This is a genomic window from Cutibacterium avidum ATCC 25577 (assembly GCF_000227295.1).
Classification (GTDB): Bacteria; Actinomycetota; Actinomycetes; order Propionibacteriales; family Propionibacteriaceae; genus Cutibacterium; species Cutibacterium avidum.
In genome coordinates, this window is the sequence record NZ_JH165054.1 from 62023 (window position 1) to 81597 (window position 19575).

General features: G+C 61.5%; 24 protein-coding genes. 2 read left to right on the forward strand and 22 right to left on the reverse strand.

Going from position 1 to position 19575, the window contains the following annotated elements:
* The 3 genes from HMPREF9153_RS00320 to HMPREF9153_RS00330 all read right to left on the reverse strand — a co-directional run.
* Positions 1-1036 (reverse strand): site-specific DNA-methyltransferase (locus tag HMPREF9153_RS00320; protein ID WP_004808629.1); only part of this gene is annotated, 1036 nt, incomplete at its 3' end.
* Positions 1008-2183 carry a methionine adenosyltransferase gene (gene metK / locus HMPREF9153_RS00325; protein ID WP_036979870.1) on the reverse strand — a complete coding sequence of 392 codons (1176 nt, stop codon included), beginning with the start codon at positions 2181-2183 and terminating at the stop codon, positions 1008-1010. The genes HMPREF9153_RS00320 and metK, both read right to left, overlap by 29 nt.
* Positions 2184-2267: 84 nt before the next feature.
* Positions 2268-2840: a P27 family phage terminase small subunit gene (locus HMPREF9153_RS00330; RefSeq protein ID WP_036979873.1), complete on the reverse strand. Its 573-nt coding sequence runs from the start codon at positions 2838-2840 to the stop codon at positions 2268-2270.
* A gap of 185 nt (positions 2841-3025) precedes the next feature.
* On the opposite strand from HMPREF9153_RS00330, the gene HMPREF9153_RS12090 reads away from it, so the two are divergent.
* Positions 3026-3433 carry a hypothetical protein gene (locus HMPREF9153_RS12090; RefSeq protein ID WP_024050012.1) on the forward strand — a complete coding sequence of 136 codons (408 nt, stop codon included), beginning with the start codon at positions 3026-3028 and terminating at the stop codon, positions 3431-3433.
* Here the strand turns inward: HMPREF9153_RS12090 and HMPREF9153_RS13000 are convergent.
* From HMPREF9153_RS13000 to HMPREF9153_RS00375, 10 genes are all read right to left on the reverse strand, one after another.
* Positions 3417-3977 (reverse strand): hypothetical protein, encoded by a 561-nt coding sequence (locus HMPREF9153_RS13000; protein WP_493536006.1) that lies wholly within the window; start codon positions 3975-3977, stop codon positions 3417-3419. The genes HMPREF9153_RS12090 and HMPREF9153_RS13000 overlap by 17 nt on opposite strands.
* Positions 3886-5493, reverse strand: coding sequence for a glycoside hydrolase domain-containing protein (locus HMPREF9153_RS11650; RefSeq protein WP_238993133.1), 1608 nt, complete (start codon positions 5491-5493; stop codon positions 3886-3888). Before HMPREF9153_RS11650 ends, HMPREF9153_RS13000 begins: the two co-directional genes overlap by 92 nt.
* Positions 5465-5863 carry a hypothetical protein gene (locus HMPREF9153_RS12505; RefSeq protein WP_004808634.1) on the reverse strand — a complete coding sequence of 133 codons (399 nt, stop codon included), beginning with the start codon at positions 5861-5863 and terminating at the stop codon, positions 5465-5467. Before HMPREF9153_RS12505 ends, HMPREF9153_RS11650 begins: the two co-directional genes overlap by 29 nt.
* A gap of 406 nt (positions 5864-6269) precedes the next feature.
* A complete protein-coding gene (locus HMPREF9153_RS00345) occupies positions 6270-6647 on the reverse strand; it encodes an HNH endonuclease (protein WP_004808635.1) in 378 nt (125 codons plus the stop codon).
* Positions 6648-6804: 157 nt separating this feature from the next.
* On the reverse strand, positions 6805-7266 hold the full coding sequence (locus HMPREF9153_RS00350; protein ID WP_004808636.1) for a hypothetical protein: 462 nt from the start codon (positions 7264-7266) through the stop codon (positions 6805-6807).
* Positions 7257-8552, reverse strand: a complete 1296-nt coding sequence (locus HMPREF9153_RS00355) for an SNF2-related protein (protein ID WP_256998258.1) — start codon at positions 8550-8552, stop codon at positions 7257-7259. The genes HMPREF9153_RS00350 and HMPREF9153_RS00355 overlap by 10 nt, the downstream gene beginning before the upstream one ends.
* 61 nt (positions 8553-8613) lie before the next feature.
* Positions 8614-8892, reverse strand: a complete 279-nt coding sequence (locus HMPREF9153_RS00360) for a VRR-NUC domain-containing protein (RefSeq protein ID WP_004808638.1) — start codon at positions 8890-8892, stop codon at positions 8614-8616.
* Positions 8893-9025: 133 nt separating this feature from the next.
* Positions 9026-11284, reverse strand: coding sequence for a phage/plasmid primase, P4 family (locus HMPREF9153_RS00365; RefSeq protein WP_004808639.1), 2259 nt, complete (start codon positions 11282-11284; stop codon positions 9026-9028).
* A complete protein-coding gene (locus HMPREF9153_RS00370) occupies positions 11281-11718 on the reverse strand; it encodes a DUF7768 domain-containing protein (protein WP_004808640.1) in 438 nt (145 codons plus the stop codon). The genes HMPREF9153_RS00365 and HMPREF9153_RS00370 overlap by 4 nt, the downstream gene beginning before the upstream one ends.
* Entirely contained in the window at positions 11715-12479 is a 765-nt protein-coding gene (locus tag HMPREF9153_RS00375; protein WP_004808641.1) for a phage antirepressor, read from the reverse strand. Before HMPREF9153_RS00375 ends, HMPREF9153_RS00370 begins: the two co-directional genes overlap by 4 nt.
* Positions 12480-12870: 391 nt before the next feature.
* On the opposite strand from HMPREF9153_RS00375, the gene HMPREF9153_RS00380 reads away from it, so the two are divergent.
* Positions 12871-13845: an Abi family protein gene (locus tag HMPREF9153_RS00380; RefSeq protein ID WP_004808642.1), complete on the forward strand. Its 975-nt coding sequence runs from the start codon at positions 12871-12873 to the stop codon at positions 13843-13845.
* A 13-nt stretch (positions 13846-13858) separates the two neighbouring features.
* On the opposite strand, the gene HMPREF9153_RS00385 is transcribed toward HMPREF9153_RS00380, so the two are convergent.
* The 9 genes from HMPREF9153_RS00385 to HMPREF9153_RS12095 form a co-directional block, all read right to left on the reverse strand.
* Positions 13859-14977 carry a DNA polymerase gene (locus HMPREF9153_RS00385; RefSeq protein ID WP_004808643.1) on the reverse strand — a complete coding sequence of 373 codons (1119 nt, stop codon included), beginning with the start codon at positions 14975-14977 and terminating at the stop codon, positions 13859-13861.
* Positions 14929-15828 (reverse strand): DNA polymerase family A protein, encoded by a 900-nt coding sequence (locus HMPREF9153_RS12510; protein ID WP_004808644.1) that lies wholly within the window; start codon positions 15826-15828, stop codon positions 14929-14931. The genes HMPREF9153_RS00385 and HMPREF9153_RS12510 overlap by 49 nt, the downstream gene beginning before the upstream one ends.
* 72 nt (positions 15829-15900) lie before the next feature.
* Positions 15901-16089: a hypothetical protein gene (locus HMPREF9153_RS00390; RefSeq protein WP_004808645.1), complete on the reverse strand. Its 189-nt coding sequence runs from the start codon at positions 16087-16089 to the stop codon at positions 15901-15903.
* 13 nt (positions 16090-16102) lie between these two features.
* Positions 16103-16657 carry a DUF2815 family protein gene (locus HMPREF9153_RS00395; protein WP_004808646.1) on the reverse strand — a complete coding sequence of 185 codons (555 nt, stop codon included), beginning with the start codon at positions 16655-16657 and terminating at the stop codon, positions 16103-16105.
* 21 nt (positions 16658-16678) lie between these two features.
* Complete coding sequence (locus HMPREF9153_RS00400; RefSeq protein ID WP_004808647.1) at positions 16679-17818, reverse strand: DUF2800 domain-containing protein; 1140 nt, start codon at positions 17816-17818, stop codon at positions 16679-16681.
* The gene (locus tag HMPREF9153_RS00405; protein WP_004808648.1) at positions 17811-18218 is read right to left on the reverse strand and encodes a hypothetical protein; all 408 of its coding nucleotides are present in this window, start codon (positions 18216-18218) and stop codon (positions 17811-17813) included. The genes HMPREF9153_RS00400 and HMPREF9153_RS00405 overlap by 8 nt, the downstream gene beginning before the upstream one ends.
* Positions 18215-18460 carry a hypothetical protein gene (locus tag HMPREF9153_RS00410; RefSeq protein WP_004808649.1) on the reverse strand — a complete coding sequence of 82 codons (246 nt, stop codon included), beginning with the start codon at positions 18458-18460 and terminating at the stop codon, positions 18215-18217. Before HMPREF9153_RS00410 ends, HMPREF9153_RS00405 begins: the two co-directional genes overlap by 4 nt.
* Positions 18461-18526: 66 nt before the next feature.
* Positions 18527-19198 (reverse strand): RNA polymerase sigma factor sigma-70 region 4 domain-containing protein, encoded by a 672-nt coding sequence (locus HMPREF9153_RS00415; RefSeq protein WP_203335079.1) that lies wholly within the window; start codon positions 19196-19198, stop codon positions 18527-18529.
* A gap of 163 nt (positions 19199-19361) precedes the next feature.
* Positions 19362-19499 (reverse strand): hypothetical protein, encoded by a 138-nt coding sequence (locus HMPREF9153_RS12095; protein WP_004808651.1) that lies wholly within the window; start codon positions 19497-19499, stop codon positions 19362-19364.
* Between the last annotated feature and the right edge of the window lie 76 nt (positions 19500-19575).

Here is a 19575-nt window from a genome sequence, read left to right on the forward strand (position 1 = left end):
ACACGACGGCGTTCGCCTGGGTGGAGTTCCCGATCGGATACGCCAACAGATCCAGCGGCTTGCTGGTCGGATGATCTGCGTTGCGGCGCGGCTTGGCGAAATTCCAGACGGTGGTTTGTTTCCGGTCCGAATACCACTTGTGCTTGCCGTTCTTCACCCAGCCGTAGAGCACGGGCTCGTGTTGCCACTGGTACGGGGATCGCCCCAGCACGAGCGAGTCCTTGACCCAGATACAACAGCCCGAGAGCTTGAAGCCTGCGTCTTGGAAGGCACGGCGGAAGTTCAGACCTTCGGTATCAGCGTGGAACACATACGCCGATGCGCCCTTCTCACACACTTCCGCGATCTGGGTAAAGGCGGCGAGCAGGAACTCGTAGAAGGCGTCCGCGCCCATCTTGTCGTTCTTGATCGACAAGCCGTCGGACGATTCGAAAGCGACGTTGTATGGCGGGTCGGTGAGCACGAGGTTGGCGCGCTTGCCATCCATGAGCGTGGCGACGTCGTCGGGGCGGGTGGCGTCGCCGCAGACGAGGCGATGCCGTCCAATCGTCCACACATCCCCACGCTGGGCGAACGCGGCGGCTTCCAGGGCGGCTGTCAGGTCGAAGTCGTCGTCCTCCACGTCGTCCTCATCCAAGGAGCCGATCAACTGCTGGATTTCGTTGTCGTCGAAGCCGGTCAGCTCCGCATCAAAATCGGAGGCATCCAAGTCGGCGATGAGCAGTGCGAGTTTGTCCTGGTCCCAGTCGCCGCTGATCTTGTTCAAGGCGACGTTGAGCGCTTTCTCCCGCGTCTCGTCCAGTTCGACGACCACGCAGTCGACGCTTGTTTCACCGAGGTCTTCGAGGATTTTGAGGCGCTGGTGGCCGCCGACGACATGCCCGGTGGTCTGGTTCCAGATGACCGGTTCGACGTATCCGAACTCAGTCAGCGACCGCTTGAGTTTTTCGTAGTCGGGGTCGCCGGGCTTCAGGTCTTTGCGCGGGTTGTAGTCGGCGGGCGTGAGTTCAGTGATGGGTAGCTGTTCGATGTGCATGGGTGTCCACCGCCTTCAGTAGGTCGCGCTCGTAGCGCCAGGTTTGTTCCCGACCCATGTGCCCGTAGAACGCCAGATCCCTGTAGCGGGGTGTACGCAGGGCGAGGGCGTCGATGATCCCGGCCGGCCGCAACGCGAACACGTCCCGCGCAGCCTGGGTGAGGATCGGATCGGCGTATTCGCCGGTGCCGAGCGTGTCCACACTGAAGGCGACCGGATCAGCCTTCCCAATCGCATAAGAGATGGCCACCTGGCATTCAGCGGCCAGACCGGCATCGACGATCGTCCGGGCAATCAGCCGCGCCATGTAAGCCGCAGACCGGTCGACCTTGGAGGGGTCTTTACCGGAGAACGCACCCCCACCATGGGGCGCGAGACCGCCGTAGGTGTCGACCATGAGCTTCCGACCCGTCAGCCCGGTGTCGGCGCGAGGCCCGCCCGCAACGAACCGGCCCGAAGGATTCACCAGCACCTCCGTGTCGCCGTCGACAGGCAGGTAAGGCCGGCAAGCCGGGGCAACAATCAACGAGCGCACCTCACGCTCCAACACCGCCAGATCCTTGCCCGCCTCGTGCTGCACCGACACGACAACCGCCTCCACCGCGATGGGTGTGCCGGTGTCGTCGTAACGCACCGAGACCTGTGCTTTCCCGTCCGGCTTGATCCCGGCGATGGTTCCGTCGACCCGTGCGGTGTCGAGGCGTCGGCAGATGCGGTGTGCGAGAACAAGCGGCAACGGGAGACGTTCGGGGGTCTCACTGGTGGCGTAGCCGTAGACGGTGCCCTGATCACCTGCCCCCTGCAAGGCGAACGCCGAGCTGTCGCCGCCGCGTGCCTCCAGGGAGGTGGACACTCCGGCGCTGATGTCGCCGGATTGGCGGCGCGTCCACACATAGATCAAGAACCCGAGCGGACTGTAACCGGCTTTCGCGAGGGCGGTGCGCACCGACTCCCGAATGCGGGGGCGGTGGTCGGTGGTGATTTCGCCGGTGACGATGATCCGCCTGCCTGCGGCCATCACCTCCACTGCCACCCGGGCAGCCTTGTCCTCGAAGAGGATGTCGTCGAGGATCTGGTCGGCGATCTGATCGGCCAACTTGTCCGGATGACCAGCGCACACGGACTCGGCAGTACGAACAAGAGACATGAGCACACTCGCTTCCACGAAACACAGACGGAAAAAACAGCGCCCACCCCGCTCGGGGATGGACGCAAACAGCAGGAAAGACGGTCAGGAGCGGGCTTTGAGCAGATGCTCCATCACCTCGTCGCCGGGCGCTACACCCGCGTAGTCGGTGGTGCAGGTGGCGCGCACGATCTCGTAAATCTCGTACCAATACACATTCGCCTGCTTCCCAAACGACTGCGACATGGCGACGAACGGGGACGCGATGGCGGCACCGGTGGTGGGGTGTTTGCCGAGCAGGCCGAACTTGGAGATCGCCTGCTCGCACTGCACATAGCGGGCGAACGCCTGCGCGTACGACTCAATCAACCTTGGTGCCACGAACTGCGAACAGCCGCGCTGGTCGAGCCACTGCCACGTCTCCCGGTAGACCAAATCTGCGCCGAGGGGTTTGCCGTCGCGCTGAATCTCGGACAGGTAGTCGGACGGTTCGGGCATCGCCTCTCCGGCGAGCACCGCACCGGCACCGATGTCGCCGCCTTCGAAGTTGAACGGCTCGTTCAGCGGGTCTTCGAGGCGGGTGGCGGGTCGTCCGGCGGCGAGCTTCTCATTCAAAGGGTCTGGTTTCGCGCCTGCACGCACGCGGCGGCCGCCTCGGTTGGTGCCGTCTGTAGACATGAAGCCATCTCCGCTGGATACAGTAGACGTGATCGCTAGAATTAACTGGCAGTAGAATTCGACCAGCTTGGATCGCTCAACGCGCATGAGCGCAGGAGGAGACGCATGTGTCAGTCAGAACTCGCGCAATCGAGTACTTGCGTTACTTGCTGATCTGTTCGATACCCCCGCTTATAGGTTGGTGGATGCGCTTGAACCCCGTCCAACTATACGGCAATGAAGCGCCACCCAGTAACCCTTTTATTGAAATATCGTGGGCGTTACTGGCTCTAGGGTTTGGCACTGGATTGCTGTTTATTCCAATTCACTGGGTGGCTGCCACTGCAGACGCCTTCCGTGTAGTGAAATTACCCACCATGGTATGTATCTCGCTTGCTTCCACCTTCGTCACATCTGCATTCATTTCTCCTGGAGACTTTATCGAGTATCTGCAAAGCAAGGGCCTCTTGTGGGTTTGTCTCGGTATGACGATTACGTGCGCAACAGTTTTTTGGCGCTTTTACAGTTTTCGCCGCAGCGCAAAGCCCAACAGGGGCGGCACCGCAGATAGTGCCACCCCTGCCGCGTCAGGTGCTTCTAGTGAGAGCGAGTGAAGAGGTAGTTAGCAAACGCTCTCACGCACGCTTGCCGTTCCTCCTGGCTAGAGTTTCCAGCGAGTTCAAGCAGCCCTCCGTAGAACCCCTCGAGGACACCGTTCATTCTGCTCCAGGTCGTGTCATAGAGCGAATCAACTGAGGAGTAGTCAAGCCCGTCATGTTCGTAGACGCTGTAGCGGTTCGCGGTGACAATACTCAGATAGTACTGTTCCATGGAATCAGACAGAGATCGGATGCCATTGTTGCCGCGTCCTTGAATCGTAGGAACCAATGCGATAGCGTCTGCATCGTCACAGATATCAGTGAAGTTGCATGATACTCCTAACGCGTTTGTGTCAATACCAGCGTTGATAAAGTACGTTGCCGGGTAATCTGGGTCGGCTCCGATGAGAGCATTTGCTGCTCGCGTGCGATTTAGATGAGGATGTGCCTGCATATATCGACGCAGGTCATTCATGCCAGTCGCAAGATCTCCTGCCCAGCCTGCCCAGTGATCCGGTGTCAGGGTTGTGTATAGGTAGCAGTACAGAGTGTAGGCCATGGGCGAGATCGTTCTTGCCGTGCCGATGAGTATCGGTGAACGGTGTTCTCTGCTCACCAATGTAGGGTTCAAGACTGTTAACCAGTCCAGGGTGCGAATTCTTCAGATACAACTCAAATGAAATATCGTTGAAGGTACTTGCCGCGATGGAGAATTTCCAATGCTGCAAATAATCCCGTGCTAGATACCGCAGCACACCGGGCACAATATCACTAGGGCGATAGTCTGGATGCGTCGCATAACTCGCCCAGTCACCTGCGGAATAATCAGAATATGCATCCTCTAGGCTTCGAATCAACGGTAAGACCCGCGTGAATGGCGTAATCGCATTCAGGCTGGGCACGGGAGGTGCCTGATATGGCACAGTCGGCTGCGGATTCGTGCCTGAGGATAGAACCGATCCAACCGCAGCGATCCGTCCAGAAAATGCTACCCGGTCGAGATCCCATTTCCCTCGGTATCCACTGATTTCGTGGAACTGGTCGAAGACCCAGTTGTGTGGGATCGGGAATCCGAGGTTGCCTGAGAATCCGGTGGACATGTCGGAAACAAACGAGGCCACGCTGTAGCCTGCCTGAGCTACTCGAGTGCAGATGTTACGCGATGCGTAGACGCCTACTCGATAGCCGCCGCCAAGATTCTGCGTGACCGCTTTGAAATAGGGCAGGATGTTGCTGGTTACTTCGGGATCTGTGGCATCGTAGTCCACTGCAAAGTAGATGACCGTGGGTGGCACACCAAGTCGCTGGGCAGCGGCTTGGGCTTCCTTCGCATGACGGTGCCCAGTATCGGCGGTAAAGTGCCTAAGCGCTGTTGAGTACTCCTGGAAGATCGGGAAATACTGCAGCCCATGACTCACGATGCGTTCTAGCTCACCCGTGCGTAGCGCCTTAAAGTAGTCTGATTCAGCTACGTCCTCTTGACCAGGCTCTGAAAGATAGCGACCCGCGATCAGGTAACCATCTGCCTTAAGGTGCTCGGCGAGTTCGTCAGTGATCTCGAAACGTGTATCACAAGCCACACACGCACGGTTGGGGTCGCCTTTAGAGGTCAGAAGGCTCATCCAGGTCGTTGGATCAACCACCTCGGTCACTGGCAGAGCGTGTGCTTGCTGGAACTGCCTCAATATGTTTTCAACTTCGCTATTCCATGTGCTGGTTGGCGTGATTGAGTAGCCGTTACTGACCAGACTCACAGTAGCTAGCCATACCCACTGGTTAGCGCCGCTACTAATTGTCCGTAGCTTGGAGCGAGTGCCAGCACCAAAATTCCCGGTGGCTTCGGCAGGTGTGTACCCTTCGATTGCTTGGAGTACCTGGATTAGAGCCATGTTCATTTCACGCCCGTACAAGCCATCAGTGGGAATGATGCCCGTATAGTTCTTGTACTCACGGTTGATCGCTTGCTGCGCATCACGAATGGCTTGCTTCTCGCCATAGGCCGAGAGGAGCCGGAACTGCTTCATCGAAAGCAGTGCCATCATCAGCTCAAGGTCGATCGTGGAAACTGGTGCCACCGATTCCAATGTCGGACTTGAGGGCAACAATCGAGTCTGCCACGTGGTCGGTGAACTGAAGAGTAATGCCGCCGTACTCGGCCCGGTATCCCTTGCACCACAGGGCGCCCTGGATGATTCCATGCACGTTCGACTCATCGTTGGTCTGCTTGATCCCATCGGGCCAACGGTTCGTGAACCGTGTTTGTGTACCGGTACCGAAGTTGTTCGCGGTAGCGGTGATACCGAGTTCGATTTGAAGGGCGCGGATGAGCGCGTTGATTGTATCCCAGCCAGTGTTGCCGGTCTCTTCGACTGAGCCGAAGCCGGTTTTATTGCCGAAAGTTGCGTTCAGCCACTGCTGTGTTTTCAGCACCATCTGATCTGCCATGATTCCTCCTTCTAGAAGTCAGTTGTTAACTCACGGCAGACAAACGCCTGCCATGGAGGGATTCACCACACCGGTTTGGCTGCCCCGGAGTTGTCCGCCCTCATCTGTACGTCCCTGGGAAACCCAAAACCGGACGGATGGCGCAAGAAAACCGTGCAAGCATCAGTAGAGATTCGTCCCTCACTGGTACTGCCGACAAGCCACGAAGTGTTAATACCTCGTTCGATTCGGAAACTTTGCGCGCGGTTGGCCCCGCCCGCTGACCCGCCGAAGAGTCGTAGAGACTAGACGGCCCCAACCCCTTCGCCAGCACCGCGAAGTTGCCCAGTGTCCGCCGAACAGCGTAGAGGTCGGCAATCTGAGGTTCCACGGTCTCGGCGCGACAGCGGGCGACGTGGCGCAGATGTCAGTAGGTGTAGACCCTGGGTGCTTGTCTCCATCGGTCGCCGTCGAGCGCCGACTGTCGGGAGTGGCACGGCTTACACAGGCTGCGGAGGTTACTCATGTCGTGGGTGCCGCCGTGCTCCAGCGGGATGACGTGGTGGACTTCCTGCGCCGGGGTGTACCGGCCGGTCGCGAGGCAGTCCTCACACAAGGGGTGGGCGGTGATGTAGGCGGTGCGGATCTTGCGCCAGCGGACACCGTAGCGCCGGTTGATCTTCGGGTCACGCTGCCACTTGCGGTAGCGTTCGTCTTCGGCCTTGGCGTGGGCTTCGCAGAAGCGTTGGTGGGTGAGGTTCGGGCAGCCGGGCTGGGAGCACGGACGCGCAGGCTTGACCGGCATCCCGCACGCTCCTTTCGCTGACATGGCAAAGCCCCAAGGCTCCCAGCCTGTCGCCGGGCTTGCCTTGGGGCTTTTCCTACTTTTCAACCACCTACATCATTGCAGGCCGGAAACGGTAAATGCATCCGCTGTTCTTGACACCTTTTGGCGGCTGGGTTCACGCCGCCTGCCCATACAGCGCCGACGCCAAGCGTCCCAGCGCACGCGACTTCTTCTGGTAGGCGCTGGTGCGCTCCACGTAGAAGTGGTCACACACCGCCTGCACCGCATCATCCTGAGAGCCTTCGCCGAGAAAGAAGGCTTCGAGGACGAACCTGTCGTCGTCGGTGAGCAGCTGCCAGGCGGGCAGGAACCACGCCATGTACTCACGCGCCTGCCCGTAGCGGGCACGGTAGATGTCGATCCGATCCAACGTGGCCGCCACACGCATCTCCCCAGCATGCAGATCCGTGTGACGCGGCAGACCGTCCAGCTTCGGCGAACCCGGACTGGTCGCATCAGTGTAGGCGGTCTTGATCGCCTCGTCGGTGGTGTCGATGATCTGCTCCATCACGGCGAAGTCCTGCAATGCGCTGATGGCGGCTTTGCGGGTGTCGAGGTATTTGGTCATCACATGCATGACGACTCCTTCCTGAGGGTGGTTGAAAATTCGGTGGCGACCGCGTCGATCAACGCGGCCTGAGTCATGTCCTTCGCCTCCAAAGCACCCAGGACGGCCTGGTCGAGGGTGCCGGTGGCGGCAAGGTGGGTGATGGTGACCGGATCGGCCTGCCCTTGCCGATACAGCCGGGCGTTGGTCTGCTGATACAGCTCCAAGCTCCAGGTCAGCGAGAACCACACGAGCAGGTGCCCACCGGCCTGCAGATTCAACCCATGCCCAGCGCTCGCGGGATGGATCAGCCCGAGCGGGATGTCGCCCCGGTTCCACGCCGCAATATCCGCCGATATTCTAAGTTCGCGGGCGTCCGGGAAGCGGCGCTGGATGCGTTCGCGGTCGTGTCGGTACCAGTAGGCGACGAGGACGGTTTGTCCGTTGGCGGCTTCGAGGATGTCTTCGAGGGCGTCGAGTTTCGCCCCATGCACCTCGACCGTCTCGCCATGCTCGTCGTAGATCGCGCCCGAGGCGAGCTGCAGCAGTTTCCCCGACAGCGCGGCTGCGTTCGCGGCATCCACTACCTGCCCATCCAGATCAACCACCAGGTCGGCCTTGAGCTGCTCATACACAACTCGTTCTTGGGCTCCGAGCACCACCGGTGTCGTGGTGACGGTCAGTGGTGGGAGTTGGAGGTGGTCGGTGGTGCGCATCGACAACGTCATGTCGGCGATCGCCTCGTAGATCTCGTCCTCCGCACCCTCGCGGGGCTTGTAGGTGAACACCTGCATCCCGTTGCGCTTGTCCGGGGTAAACCAGCGGTCGCGGTACCGGGTGATGAACCTGCCGAGACGCTCCCCGCCGTCGAGGAGCCGGAACTGCGCCCAGATATCCATCAGCCCGTTGGAGGCTGGGGTGCCAGTCAGGCCGACCCAGCGCTTGACGTGCGGGCGCATCTTCACCAACACCGTGAACCGCTTCGCCCGATGATTCTTAAACGAGGACAGTTCGTCGATGACGACCATGTCGAACGGCCACGCCTCACCCAACTGGGAGACGAGCCAGGGGATGTTTTCGCGGTTGATGACGGTCACCATCGCCGACTTGGCGAGTGCCGCCAGCCGGTCTTGCTTGGTGCCGACAGCGACTGCCACCGATAGACCTTGGAGGTGGTCCCACTTGGCTACTTCGGCAGGCCAGGTGTCGCGGGCGACACGCAACGGCGCGACCACGAGAACCTTGCTGACGGTGAAGTAGTCGAGCAGCAGCTCCCAGATCGCCGTCAGAGTGATTGCACTCTTGCCGAGTCCCATGCCCAGGAGGATGGCAGCCTCGTCGTCGTCGAGAATGAACCGGGTGGCGGTCTGCTGGTAGTTATGCGGCCGGTAGTGCATCAAGCACCTCCTTGATGCCATCCACCGAGTCGACAACCAGCGCGGTGAAGCCGTGGGCGCGCAACTGGTTCATCCGACGGCGCTGGATCGGCCGAGGCTTCTTGCCGGGGGCTTTGACTTCGACGAAGACGACCTGGCCCCCCATCAGGCATAGCCGGTCAGGTACGCCCGTGGTTCCAGGGCAGACAAGCTTCCAGCACAAGCCCCCGGAGGCTTCAATGGCCTTTTTGAGCTGGGCTTCGATGTGGTGTTCGTTCATGGTCACTCCTTGAGTGGTTTTCCACGGGGTGACGACTGGTGACGGGTGGATCTGAACTTTTCTGAAGGCGATATTTTTATGGCCTTAGTAATAGTTCAATACCGATCGTCACCGGTCGTCACCCTCATCGGGTTTAGCTGTTGAACTCGCTGGTCAGAGCCAGTCCGTAGACGTACATGCCGTGCTTGGACTTGCGTCGTTCGAACCCGGATTGTTCGAGAGTGGCGTTGAAGTCGACCATGGGACGCGCCCACCCGCTGGTGGACAGTGCCCACGCCCGGTAGGTCTGGTACAGGTCACCTGCCCGTTCGGATAGGGACGGGTCCACCTCGCAGCGGGCGTCGAGGAACTGGGCAAACCAGTCGTTGTCCTCCCGGTAGGCGGCTGAGGCCTCGACCACCTGGCGTGGTGGGTTGAGCCGGTAGTCCTCGGCGTGAATCAGGCGTGCGCCGTCCATGATCCAGGCGAGCACCGCGCCCCCGGCGGTCTCGTAGAGGTGGTCGGCGTAGTTCTTCACATCCGAGTTGCCCTCGATGACCGCGTTGAACGGGATCACAATCAGGCGACGCCAGATGCCCGCATCCATCGCACCCACACGCGGTAGATGGTTGGTGTAGAGGATGAGGGTGTGGGACGGAGTGAACGCGAAGGGGGCCTTGTACTTCTTCTCCGCGTAGATCTGATCGGTGGAGGCGAGCTGCTTGACCGTGGAGGTGGATAGGCGCACGCCTTCTTCGGACTCGGCGGCGATGATGAGCCGTTTACCTTTCGCTTCGGCGAGTTCAGGTTTGACGTTCCGGTTCCCGCCAACGGTGAGCACGTCGGCGGACATGTTGCCCGCATAGCTGCCGAGCACGCGGGCGATCGTGTTCCAGAACGTGGACTTGCCGTTACGACCATCCCCGTAGGCGATCACGAGCGCCTCAACCATGACCTTCCCGATCGCGGCCAGGCCGACGATCCGCTGCACATACCCGATCAACTCCGGGTCAGATTGGAAGAACACGTCCAGCGCTTCCTCCCAGACATCCGCGCCCTCGTTGTCGGGGTCGACGGCGGTTTGGCGGATGATCAGATCCAGCGGGTCATGGTCGCGGCGGGTGCCGTCACGCAGATCCCACGTGCCACCAGGCGTGTTCAGCAGGTACGGGTTGGCATCCAGCCGGTCTGGGGTGGTCAGCAACATCGGGTGCGCTTCCCGCAGGCAGGAGGTGATCGCCCGGGACTCGCGGCGTTTCAACACGAACGCCTCGTAGGTCTTCGCATCCTCAAATGCCCGGTAGGCGGCCCGCTGCGGTGAGGTGAAACTGGCGAGTGCTTTCGCTTTCGACGATGCGGCTGCAAGCACCGCATCCGCGCCCGTCACCGCGAGCTCGTCGCGGGCCTTTTCTAGCAGGTGGCCGGCCTCGGCGAGTTGCCGGTCGGTCAGTTCCTGGGCGATGCCTTGCGCAGCAGGCGCAGACTCAGACCACACGCCGCTGTCGTAGACGAGCCAGTCTGTAGCTTCCGTGAACGCCAGACGTGACGAGTATTCTGCGGTCAGCATGGATGCCTGCCCCACATCGGTGAAATCATCCGGCCGCAGGCTCGTCAACTGCGCGTAGGCTTCCGGCGACAGATAACCCGGCTGCGCCTCGACCTTGGCGGCGAACCGGCACGCGCTGTTCCAGATCAACTCCAGCTCGTGGCTCGACAACGGTGGTTCGCACAGGGATGCTTTGCGGTCGAACAGGTCACGGGCCTGTGCGGTTTGGCCGTAGCGGATCAGTACGCGGCCGGCGAAGCGGGAGAGGGTGGCGTTGCGGGAGCCTTCCCCGATCACCTGGGTGGAGGCGTCGAACGCTGCGAACACGTCGATCTCGTCGGCCTCGTCCAGCCAGGCGTCAAGTAGCTGGTTGCCGTTGTGGACGGTGATGTGAGGGTTGGGGGTGCCGTAGATGAACCGTCCGGCATCCAACGCCTGCTGGTCGAAGAAACCGAACCGTCCGGCGAGGCGGCGCTTCAACCCCGCATACACTTCTGCATCCGTGACTGGGTTGATTGGGAAGCAGACGTGGAAACGCGGCCTGGCCGACACCATCCCTTTCGGTTTCTGGTGGTTGCGGGAGGTCGCGGTCATGAACACCACACCCGCTATCAACTCGCCGAGCTTCTCCGGTGTCACCCAGTCGGATGATTCCTCGGTGTGGTCGTTGTCGATGTCCATCACCACGCAGTCCGAGGAGATGAAACCTGCTGAGGAGCGCCGGTCGCCGGTGTAGGTGGCTGCGACATGATCCAGACGCGCCAGCCGCTCCAAGTCAGCGGTGCCGGTGACCTGATTGTGGTTTGGGTAGTGGTTGTTGTGCGGGTTGCCGCTGCTGGTGGCGGCACACAGGGTGAACGGTGTCATGCGGGGTGCACCTCCTGGAAGTCGGCGTCGAAGAAGCGAACCGGGATGTCCATCTGCTGGGCCCAGTCGATCTCGGCACGCATCCCCGCCGACACACGTCCGATGTAGGCCCACAGCTGTTCGCATTTCGACAGCAGGATGCGGTTGAAGAACATCGCCAGCTCCCGGGCATCCGGGTCGGTGTCATCCATGAACTGCGGAAAATGCAGATGCGGGGCCAACGGAATCTGGCCTGCTGACACCGCGAACGCACTGAACCGGCGAGCCAGGCGCACGTTCTCCTCGACGTCGCCCGAATAGGGTGAGCAGATGTAGACCAAGGGTCGGTACCCGTACTCGGCACGTTGGATTTCTTTCAGCGCCTTGTAGCAGGTGGGGTCGGGGTATCCTTCGATGTTCTTCTTCGGGATTCCGACGTCGAGGGTGGTGGTCATCGGGCGTCCTCACCTTCACGCTCGATCAGCGGCAGCAGGCCACGGGTGTTCTTCAACAGGTCATAGATGAAGAGCCGTCCCTTCTGCGTCCAGTACATGTGGGTGCGGGTCTTGCCCTTGTCGTACTCGTGCGTCTTGGACTGGGTGTAGCCCTGCTCAGCAAACTTGGCGTAGAGGAACCAGCGGCCGGACTGATGGAACTGCACCTGCTCCTCGCGCAGAATCTGGTTGAGCTTCTTCGCCGACAGGCCGTAGTCCTTGGCGATTTCGGTGGTGGTGATCAGCGAGGGCGACGCCAACACCACGTCGTAATAGGACACCTTCGGTGCCGCCTCCAATAGGGCTTGTTCGGCGGCGAGCCGCTTGGCCCGCTCAGCCCGCAGAGTGGCGATCGCCTGCTCCAGAAACTCGTCGTCGGACAGAAGCTCGTCGATGGCGTACATGCCGTGACGGCGGATCGACGGGAGGACGTCGTCGAACACCCACGCCTCGAACTGCCGGGCGGCGGGCAGCTTGGAGGAGACGATCAGCCGGTACAGGTCGCCCTCGCTGATGAACCTGACCTGCTGAATACCACCAGGCGTTTGAAGGGGGTAACGAAACGGAACCCCCTTGCAGTGATCCTGAAGTGCCTTGCTCGGGTTGGTGTAGCCGAGGGCGGTGGCGACATCCTTGCCGCAGAACAGGATCTGCCCGCCCGAGGTGATGGTTCGGATCGTGCCGAACTCGTGGTTGGTGAACGCTTGTAGCGCGGTAGCCATGACCGGCTCCTTTTCTGAGAGCCGGGTAGACAATCGCGGGCGCGGGATGCGCCAGGCTCTCACCTGTCAGGCACGGCAGGCACCGAAACCGGACGCGGCGTGAGGAAGGCTCTCGCCCATACGCCCCCGAGCGCCGGCGAATCCGGACGGGTCACCGGAGAATCGCTGTGGCAGCCTTGACACGACCCGCGTCGCTGGAGTCCCGGCATGAACCCGGCTAGGTTGTGGGTAACCGTTCAGCTCGACTCGACCCCTGTCGGGAGTGGGCTGGATCTCTAATGTGGAGATGCCGACTTCGGCACGTGATGTTGACCAGACGGCCACGTTGACGTACCGTAGGAGATGATAGATCCCCGGTCAGGCCTCTTGTCCCGTAAGGGACAATGCACAAATGGCCGGGGCCTTTTCACTTTTTAGGGAGCTCATGGTCAAGCGCTGGCTCAGTTACGACGAACAAGTCAAACTGCTTCAAGAACGCGGTTTGACCGTCACTGACACCGCATCAGCAGCCGAGTTCCTCTCTCGCGTGAACTACTACCGTCTTTCGGGATATTTTCGTTACTGGCAAGTTGACCCAATGGCGGGCAACAATCGCTTCCTCGACGGTTCATCCTTTGAAGTGATTCAGCGGCTCTACGAAACCGAACAAGACCTGGTTGCGGTGTGTGACGAAGTGCTCCACCCGATCGAGGTTCTCCTCAGAACCAGGTTCGCGTACTACTACGCACAGCGTGTCGGAGCGATCGGATCGTTCGCTCGCGGCGATGGGTTCACGCAGTCGCCTGATCCCGGGGCCGCACGTGTCGAAGAACATGCCTTGTCGAATCTGGATCGCAGTAAGGAGACCTTTGTGTCTCACTATCGTGATGAGATCGAGACGGGCAACGCCTACAGCACCAAGGCATACGCGCGGATGCCGATTTGGGTAGCAGTTGAGGCTTTCTCGTTTGGCAGCCTGTCCAGGCTTATTGAGGCTTCAAGCAAGTCCGGAGTGCTGCACGACATGGCAGCTTCGATGAACGTATCTCCAACTACGCTGCCTAGCCAAATCCGATCATTCGTCTACCTGCGCAACCGCAACGCGCACTGTGCAAAGCTGTGGAACCACTCTGTTCTCGACCGTCCAGGGCTCCTGACCAACATCGCCCGACGAGCCAAGCGAGACCACCGCCAGTTCAACGATCACTCGATCTACAAGATCTTCGTAGCGCTTGACCAAGTCGCCACCAAGACCGGTATCCAGCAGGATTGGCTTGCCAACCGCGTCGAGCCGATCCTTGCCACGAACGCCCTTCTCGCCGCAGGCATCGCAACCCCAGCTCGCTACGGCGAAATGCCGAAGGAGCTACTCACCGCCGACCACTAGCTCTACACCGTCCTCAGTCCTTGCGATAGTACGAGCACTCATACCCATCGGCATCTAGCGGGAGTCCGTCGGCCCAGTCGGGTGGGGCGGCCATGAACTGACACCCCTGCTCCACGGTGAAGCTGGAGCCGATGGGTTCGTCGATGACAATCTCATCGTGGACATGCATGACAATCCGATGCCCCGCACGGGCGACGAGCCCCATCGCGTGGACAAGCAGATCTCGAGCTGTGGCTTGCACGATGTTCTCGACGAGTTTCCCTCCGTAGGTCTCCAACCGACCCCACTTCCTGCCCGTGGTGACACCACTGTAGGTGATTGACGTGCCGTCCCACCGGTTCTCACCCAGCCTCGGTTGCACATACGCCAGCCGTCTGCCCGAGGGCAGGGTGATGAACAAGATGCCCGACTCGACCGAGAAACGCAGGTCGCGCAGCCGGACGGTACTGCGGGTAGTGATCGCATCGAGCGCGGCCTGCTCGACGTCTGCCCACAACTGGACGATGTGGGGGTTGGCTGCCCGCCAGGCATCGACGATCGGTTTCAACTCATGTCTGGCCAAACCCATCCGCAGCGCACCCATCGCCTTCAGTGCTCCGACGGAGCCGTTGTAACCACAGGCCAGCGTGGCGATCTTCCCCTTCTGGCGAAGCTCGGCGTTGACACCGTGTTTTTCGACGGGCACGCCGAACATACGCGACGCGGTTTCGCAGTAGAGGTCTTTGCCGTCGCGGAATGCTTGGAGGGTGGATGTTTCTCCGGCGAGCCAGGCGATGACGCGGGCTTCGATCGCGGAGTAGTCGGCGACGATGAACCGGCACCCAGCACTGGGGATGAAGGCGGTACGGATCAACTGGCTCAGCGTGTCGGGCACCGAGTCGTAGAGCAGCTCGAGGGCATCGAGGTTGCGTTGCCGGGTGAGGGTGCGGGCTTGGTCGAGGTCGGGCAGGTAGTTTCGGGGCAGGTTCTGTACTTGGACGAGGCGTCCGGTGAATCGGCCGGTGCGTCCTGCGCCGTAGAACTGGATGAGGCCTCGTGCCCGCCCATCGCTGCCTGCGACGTTGTGCATGGCCTGGTACTTCTTCACGCTGGATTTTGCGAGGTCTCCGCGCAGCTCCAACACTTCCCGCACGACACCAGACGCGGTGTCGAGGGCGGCTTCAACATCAGTCTTCGCCAGGGATGGCGCCTCGCAACCGTGGGTGGTGAGCCATTCCTCTTCAACTGGATGGGAGAGTTCGGGTTCTCCAGCCCGGTCAGCTCCTGCGCTCTCGCCAACGTGGCAGCTCGGTGCTCGTCGTCGAGGGCGACGGCGGCGTCCGCGAGGGTGCGATCCAAGTTGATGCCGGTGTCGTTGATGGCCTGGTCGAGGGCGTAGGCGTCCCATTCGACTTCGGGCATCGGGAACAGGGAGAGCCGGTCGTGGATTGCGAGTTCGACTTCGACGTCGCGTCGGTTGTACTCGATGAACTGCGCCCAGCCGGTTGGATCGGATGCGGGCAGGTTGCGGGTGCCGCCACCGTTCAACACGCTGGGTGTTGCCGGGGCGCAGAACTGCCGAATCAGCTTCTTGCCCGCGCTGTCCTTCTGAACGTCAAGGTCGAGGGCGGCACCGACCGCATCCAAGCCCATCGGCAGACCGAGGTAGGCCGACCACACCATCGTGCAGCGCCACTGCGCCGGATCAAGAAACTCCTCAGTGAGGAGGTCTGGGTGGTGGCGGCGCAGCCACGCCGAGAGTGCGACCCGCTCGAAGGCGGCGTTATGCGCCCACTTGACCACGCCAGGATCGACGAGTGCGGCGAGCACCTCGTCGGGCAGCTGCTGGTCGCTGGCGAGGTCGATGACGTGGACGTCGCCGCTGTCGATGCTGTAGCCGAACAGAAGCAGCTCGAACTCAGGATCGGCGGCATACGGGTACACGCCGGACTTGGTGAGGTTGACGGGGCTGTACGTTTCGAGGTCACAGGCCAATGAGCGCATGGATCAGTCCTTTCATGGACAGATGTGGAGGGAACCACCGTGATCGGCAGTCCCCTCCACAAGGTGATGGTTTTACTCGGGTGCAGTTTCAGTGCGGGCGATCTCGTTGGCCGTCACGCGTGCTCGTTCTTCTTCGAGAAGCTTGGCGAAGCGTCGTTCTTCACGCTTGTCGGCGATCCATGACAGCAGTAGCGCGACGCCGACGGGGATCAGGACGTAGACCCACACAGCGAGGGTGATCGCCATGAAGCAGTCCTTCATCACGATGAACTCCTTAGTTGAGGAAGTCGTCGCTGGCGGCGGCGGGGGTGCCGAAGTCGGACTCAGCGGAGATGCGCCCTGCGCCGAGGGGTTCGCCGTCGCGGATCTTCTGGATGTTGCCCAGCCCGCACGCCACACCCTTGTTCCCGCTCGTGTTGAACGCGTAGAACGACAGGGAGACGCGGGCGTAGCAGCCCGAGTACACCTCGGAGCGGTCGAGGATCGGTGCGACGTTCTCGTCGACTACCTGTGGCGGGGTCAGCGAGTTCGCGTTGACGAAGAAGCTGTTTGCGTAGGCTTCGTCGTCGCGCTCGGTGTCACCGTCACGCAGCGGCAGCTTCAGGGCCGCCTTGTTCGGGCGCTTGCCTCCGAACTTGGCCGTACCGGCGTCGATAGCGGCGTCGATAGCGCGCTTGATCGCGGTGATGGTGGCGGTATCCGTCTTCGGGATGATCAGCGACACCGAGTATTTGGGCTTGCCTCCCTGGATCGAGTTCGGCTCGAAGATGTGCGCGTAGGAGAGGCGGACTTCGCCGGTGACGATACGGGTCGGATTCTGGTTGGACATGATTGTTCTTCTTTCTCTTCGTTACTTGTTGGATTTCGTGAATTCGGATTCGGCACTGTGGATTTCCAGCGCGGGTCGTTTGTCGCTCTCGGGCACGAGCGTCGGCTTCCCCACGGGCTTGACCACGAGGTCGCCGAGCACCTCGTTGAAGGTCTTCTTGCCCATGAGGCGTTCCATCGCAGTGAGCGTGATGAGTCTGCGGTCGTAGATGTCGGCGTAGCCGGCAGCCTTAGCTGCTTCGGCGACGGCGGTTTCGTTGGTGTATTTGCGGATCGACCGGCCTGCGACGAGCTTGAACCTGTCCCAGTGCTTGCCCTGGTTGACCGCTTGTGCGAGGGCGTAGGCCTCCACGTCGGATGCCCACGACTTCAACAACGGCAACCGAGCCAGCACCTCGGCGATCTCGCTGTCGGACAGTTCGGCCGGTGGCGCAAACTCGTGTTGAGCGAGCGCGAGGTTGGCTTCGGCGCGTGCTCGGCAGGTCGGTGCGATGCGGCAGAACTGGCACCACGAGCCGGGGCAGAACTCGCCCCCACCTGCCGCAGCCAGTTCGGCCTTCGGTTTGACCTCGGTCTCGGCCCACGCTTCGAGTTCGGCGATGCTGGTTTCCCAGGTGTCGACGTTGTCCCGGCGCGGCTGATAGATCGTCACCGCCACGGTCTCGATGTCATACAGGTCGCCGAAGGTGCGCAGCGCGCCGAGCGCATAGAGCATGAGCTGCGGGTTGTGTGCGGCTTCGACGAGGACGCCTTGCCCGTACTTGAGGTCGATGATTTGCAGCTTGGGTTCGGCGATGATGAGGCAGTCGCCGGTGCCGAACCCGCCTGGCACGACGTGGGAGAAGTCGAGGCGCTGCTCGATCAGCACCTGCGGATCACCGCAGGTCTCCCGCGCGATCGAGATGTGTTCCTGGACGAAGGCGACGTAGTCGTCGGTCAGGTTCTCCATCTCGGCGTCGATCCAGTCCGATTCGGGCTTGAAGCCGGGTGCCTGGTGGAGGGCGCGCCGGAGCTTCCACTCCGCCAGGGCGTGTGCGGCGGTGCCCTGCTCGGCCGCCGCCGACGACGAGTCCGGCTCGCGGGATTCGAGGACGGCGCTGGGTGGGCAGTTCAGCCACCGGTGCGCACCGGACGCTGAGAGCAGCGCGTGCTGGTCAGGCATCGGACAACTCCTTCGCCTTGGCGAGCAGCCATCCGTACTTGGACGGGTCGACTGCCGAGAGCCGGTCTGCGCCGGTAGCGACAATCAGTTCCCGGACCTGCTCGGTCAGGCCTTGGCTGGAGAGCCCGGCGAGGACGCCACGCACCTGCGCCAGCGACACCGGCTCCGGCTCAGGTGTCGGTTCGGGTGCCTGTCGGTGGGTGGCCTCGTATTCGGCGGCCGCTTCTTCCAGGTCGGGCTGGGCGAGCCCGGCGGCGGCGATCGGACGCGCACCAGGCATCCCGGCATGATCCTCAAATGAGCCCCACGCGGTCTCCTCGATCGCGGCGGCGAGCATCGCCACGCCCTCAGCGATCCGGTTCAGCGCGCCAATGAACCTGTTCGAGTCGGTGACGTTCACTTGGACTCACCACCCTCGCTGGTGACACCGACCGCGTCTGCCATTGCCATCGGCTCGTCGGCTGGTTCCACGATCTCGACGGAGCCGACTTGGTTTCCTGGCACGAGCACGGTGACGCGCTGCTTACGGCCCAGGAGCTTGGCCAGGAGGCGTTCGCGCAGGCTGACTGTGCGGGTGGAGACGAGCGCATCGGCGGCGGGCTCGTCGGAGAGGTTGATGCGAAGCTTGTGCTTTCCCACCATGAGTGTTTCCCCTTTCTGGAGAGCTGATAGGTTCCGCAAGCCGTCTGCCGTTGGTGGGGCTTGCACCTATACGCCCCCGAGGGACTCGAGATCCGGACGGGTGTGCCCGAACTTCTTATGAATGCGGTCACGTGCGCGGGTGACGCTCTTGCGCACGGCATCTGCCAGCTTGTTGATCTCGGCCTGGTCAGCGTCGGGATGCTCCAGGCGGGCAATATCCGCGTAGGAGAGTTCTTCGCCCAGTGACAAGGTGAGATACTTGCGCTGCTGATCAGTCAGCGACAGCAAGATCTCGGCAAGCACCCGCCGCGACTGGGCGGCTTCCTCTGCTTCGAGGAATGCTTCTTCAGGATCGACGACCTGGTTGGCGTACAGCTCTCGACCCGCCGCAAGCGCGTCTTGCCAGTCCGAATAGGAGGTGTCGTTGCGTTTGACCGCGTTACGGTGCTGCCGGTAGAGCACGTAGGCTGCCCGGCACCATTCTTCTTTCCACGGGTCGACGTAGTCTGGATCGAGGAGCTGGTTACGCAGCAGCTTCGCCTGGGCACAGCTGCGGGCGTATGCTTCGGGCTCGATGTCTCGGAGGGCTTCGTCGGGTGCGGGCAGGTCGAGCAGTTCGATCCATGCCCACCCTTTGGCGGACGGCACATAGAGGTGCCAGTGTTCCTGCCCGTTCGAGTCGGTCTTGCAGCGGCTGGCGTACGGGCGAGGTTGTGGTTGAGAAGTAGGTGTAGCCACGGTGGGCTCCCTTCGATGTGAAGGGAGACCCGTTCAGAGGTATGAAGTTGTGCCGGTCAGCCGGGAGGCATTCAAGGGACAGCGAAGGCGGGCACCTACGAATAGATGCCTGCCGACGTGCCTCGAACGGATCTCCCGATTGACGGTTGACCACCGTGCTCGATCACAGCTCGGCGTTGTAGGAGCCCCGACCACAGGTGCGGTCGAGTCGCCCGGTGAGGCCGTTGCCGTCGACTGCGCCAGCCTCACCTGTAGGTATGTGCGGCAGCTGGTTCCAGCTACCGGCGACGGAGTACGTCACGTCGGGCTCGCGCTCGTGTCGTTGTGACGTGCTAGCGCCCTCTGCGGTAACATGTGAAGAAGTTCTTCACGAACGC

Coding starts and splice junctions, on each gene's coding strand:
- HMPREF9153_RS00375 (WP_004808641.1), bottom strand. CDS start 12,479: ATGGCTACCGCGCTACAAGCGTTCACCAACCACGAGTTCGGCACGATC.
- HMPREF9153_RS12505 (WP_004808634.1), bottom strand. CDS start 5,863: ATGGCAGATCAGATGGTGCTGAAAACACAGCAGTGGCTGAACGCAACT.
- HMPREF9153_RS00380 (WP_004808642.1), top strand. CDS start 12,871: ATGGCCGGGGCCTTTTCACTTTTTAGGGAGCTCATGGTCAAGCGCTGG.
- HMPREF9153_RS00400 (WP_004808647.1), bottom strand. CDS start 17,818: ATGCCTGACCAGCACGCGCTGCTCTCAGCGTCCGGTGCGCACCGGTGG.
- HMPREF9153_RS12090 (WP_024050012.1), top strand. CDS start 3,026: ATGCGCTTGAACCCCGTCCAACTATACGGCAATGAAGCGCCACCCAGT.
- metK (WP_036979870.1), bottom strand. CDS start 2,183: ATGTCTCTTGTTCGTACTGCCGAGTCCGTGTGCGCTGGTCATCCGGAC.
- HMPREF9153_RS13000 (WP_493536006.1), bottom strand. CDS start 3,977: ATGGCCTACACTCTGTACTGCTACCTATACACAACCCTGACACCGGAT.
- HMPREF9153_RS00360 (WP_004808638.1), bottom strand. CDS start 8,892: ATGAACGAACACCACATCGAAGCCCAGCTCAAAAAGGCCATTGAAGCC.
- HMPREF9153_RS00395 (WP_004808646.1), bottom strand. CDS start 16,657: ATGTCCAACCAGAATCCGACCCGTATCGTCACCGGCGAAGTCCGCCTC.
- HMPREF9153_RS00410 (WP_004808649.1), bottom strand. CDS start 18,460: ATGGTGGGAAAGCACAAGCTTCGCATCAACCTCTCCGACGAGCCCGCC.
- HMPREF9153_RS00365 (WP_004808639.1), bottom strand. CDS start 11,284: ATGACACCGTTCACCCTGTGTGCCGCCACCAGCAGCGGCAACCCGCAC.
- HMPREF9153_RS00345 (WP_004808635.1), bottom strand. CDS start 6,647: ATGCCGGTCAAGCCTGCGCGTCCGTGCTCCCAGCCCGGCTGCCCGAAC.
- HMPREF9153_RS00390 (WP_004808645.1), bottom strand. CDS start 16,089: ATGAAGGACTGCTTCATGGCGATCACCCTCGCTGTGTGGGTCTACGTC.
- HMPREF9153_RS12510 (WP_004808644.1), bottom strand. CDS start 15,828: ATGCGCTCATTGGCCTGTGACCTCGAAACGTACAGCCCCGTCAACCTC.
- HMPREF9153_RS00355 (WP_256998258.1), bottom strand. CDS start 8,552: ATGGGACTCGGCAAGAGTGCAATCACTCTGACGGCGATCTGGGAGCTG.
- HMPREF9153_RS00330 (WP_036979873.1), bottom strand. CDS start 2,840: ATGTCTACAGACGGCACCAACCGAGGCGGCCGCCGCGTGCGTGCAGGC.
- HMPREF9153_RS00350 (WP_004808636.1), bottom strand. CDS start 7,266: ATGCATGTGATGACCAAATACCTCGACACCCGCAAAGCCGCCATCAGC.
- HMPREF9153_RS00370 (WP_004808640.1), bottom strand. CDS start 11,718: ATGACCACCACCCTCGACGTCGGAATCCCGAAGAAGAACATCGAAGGA.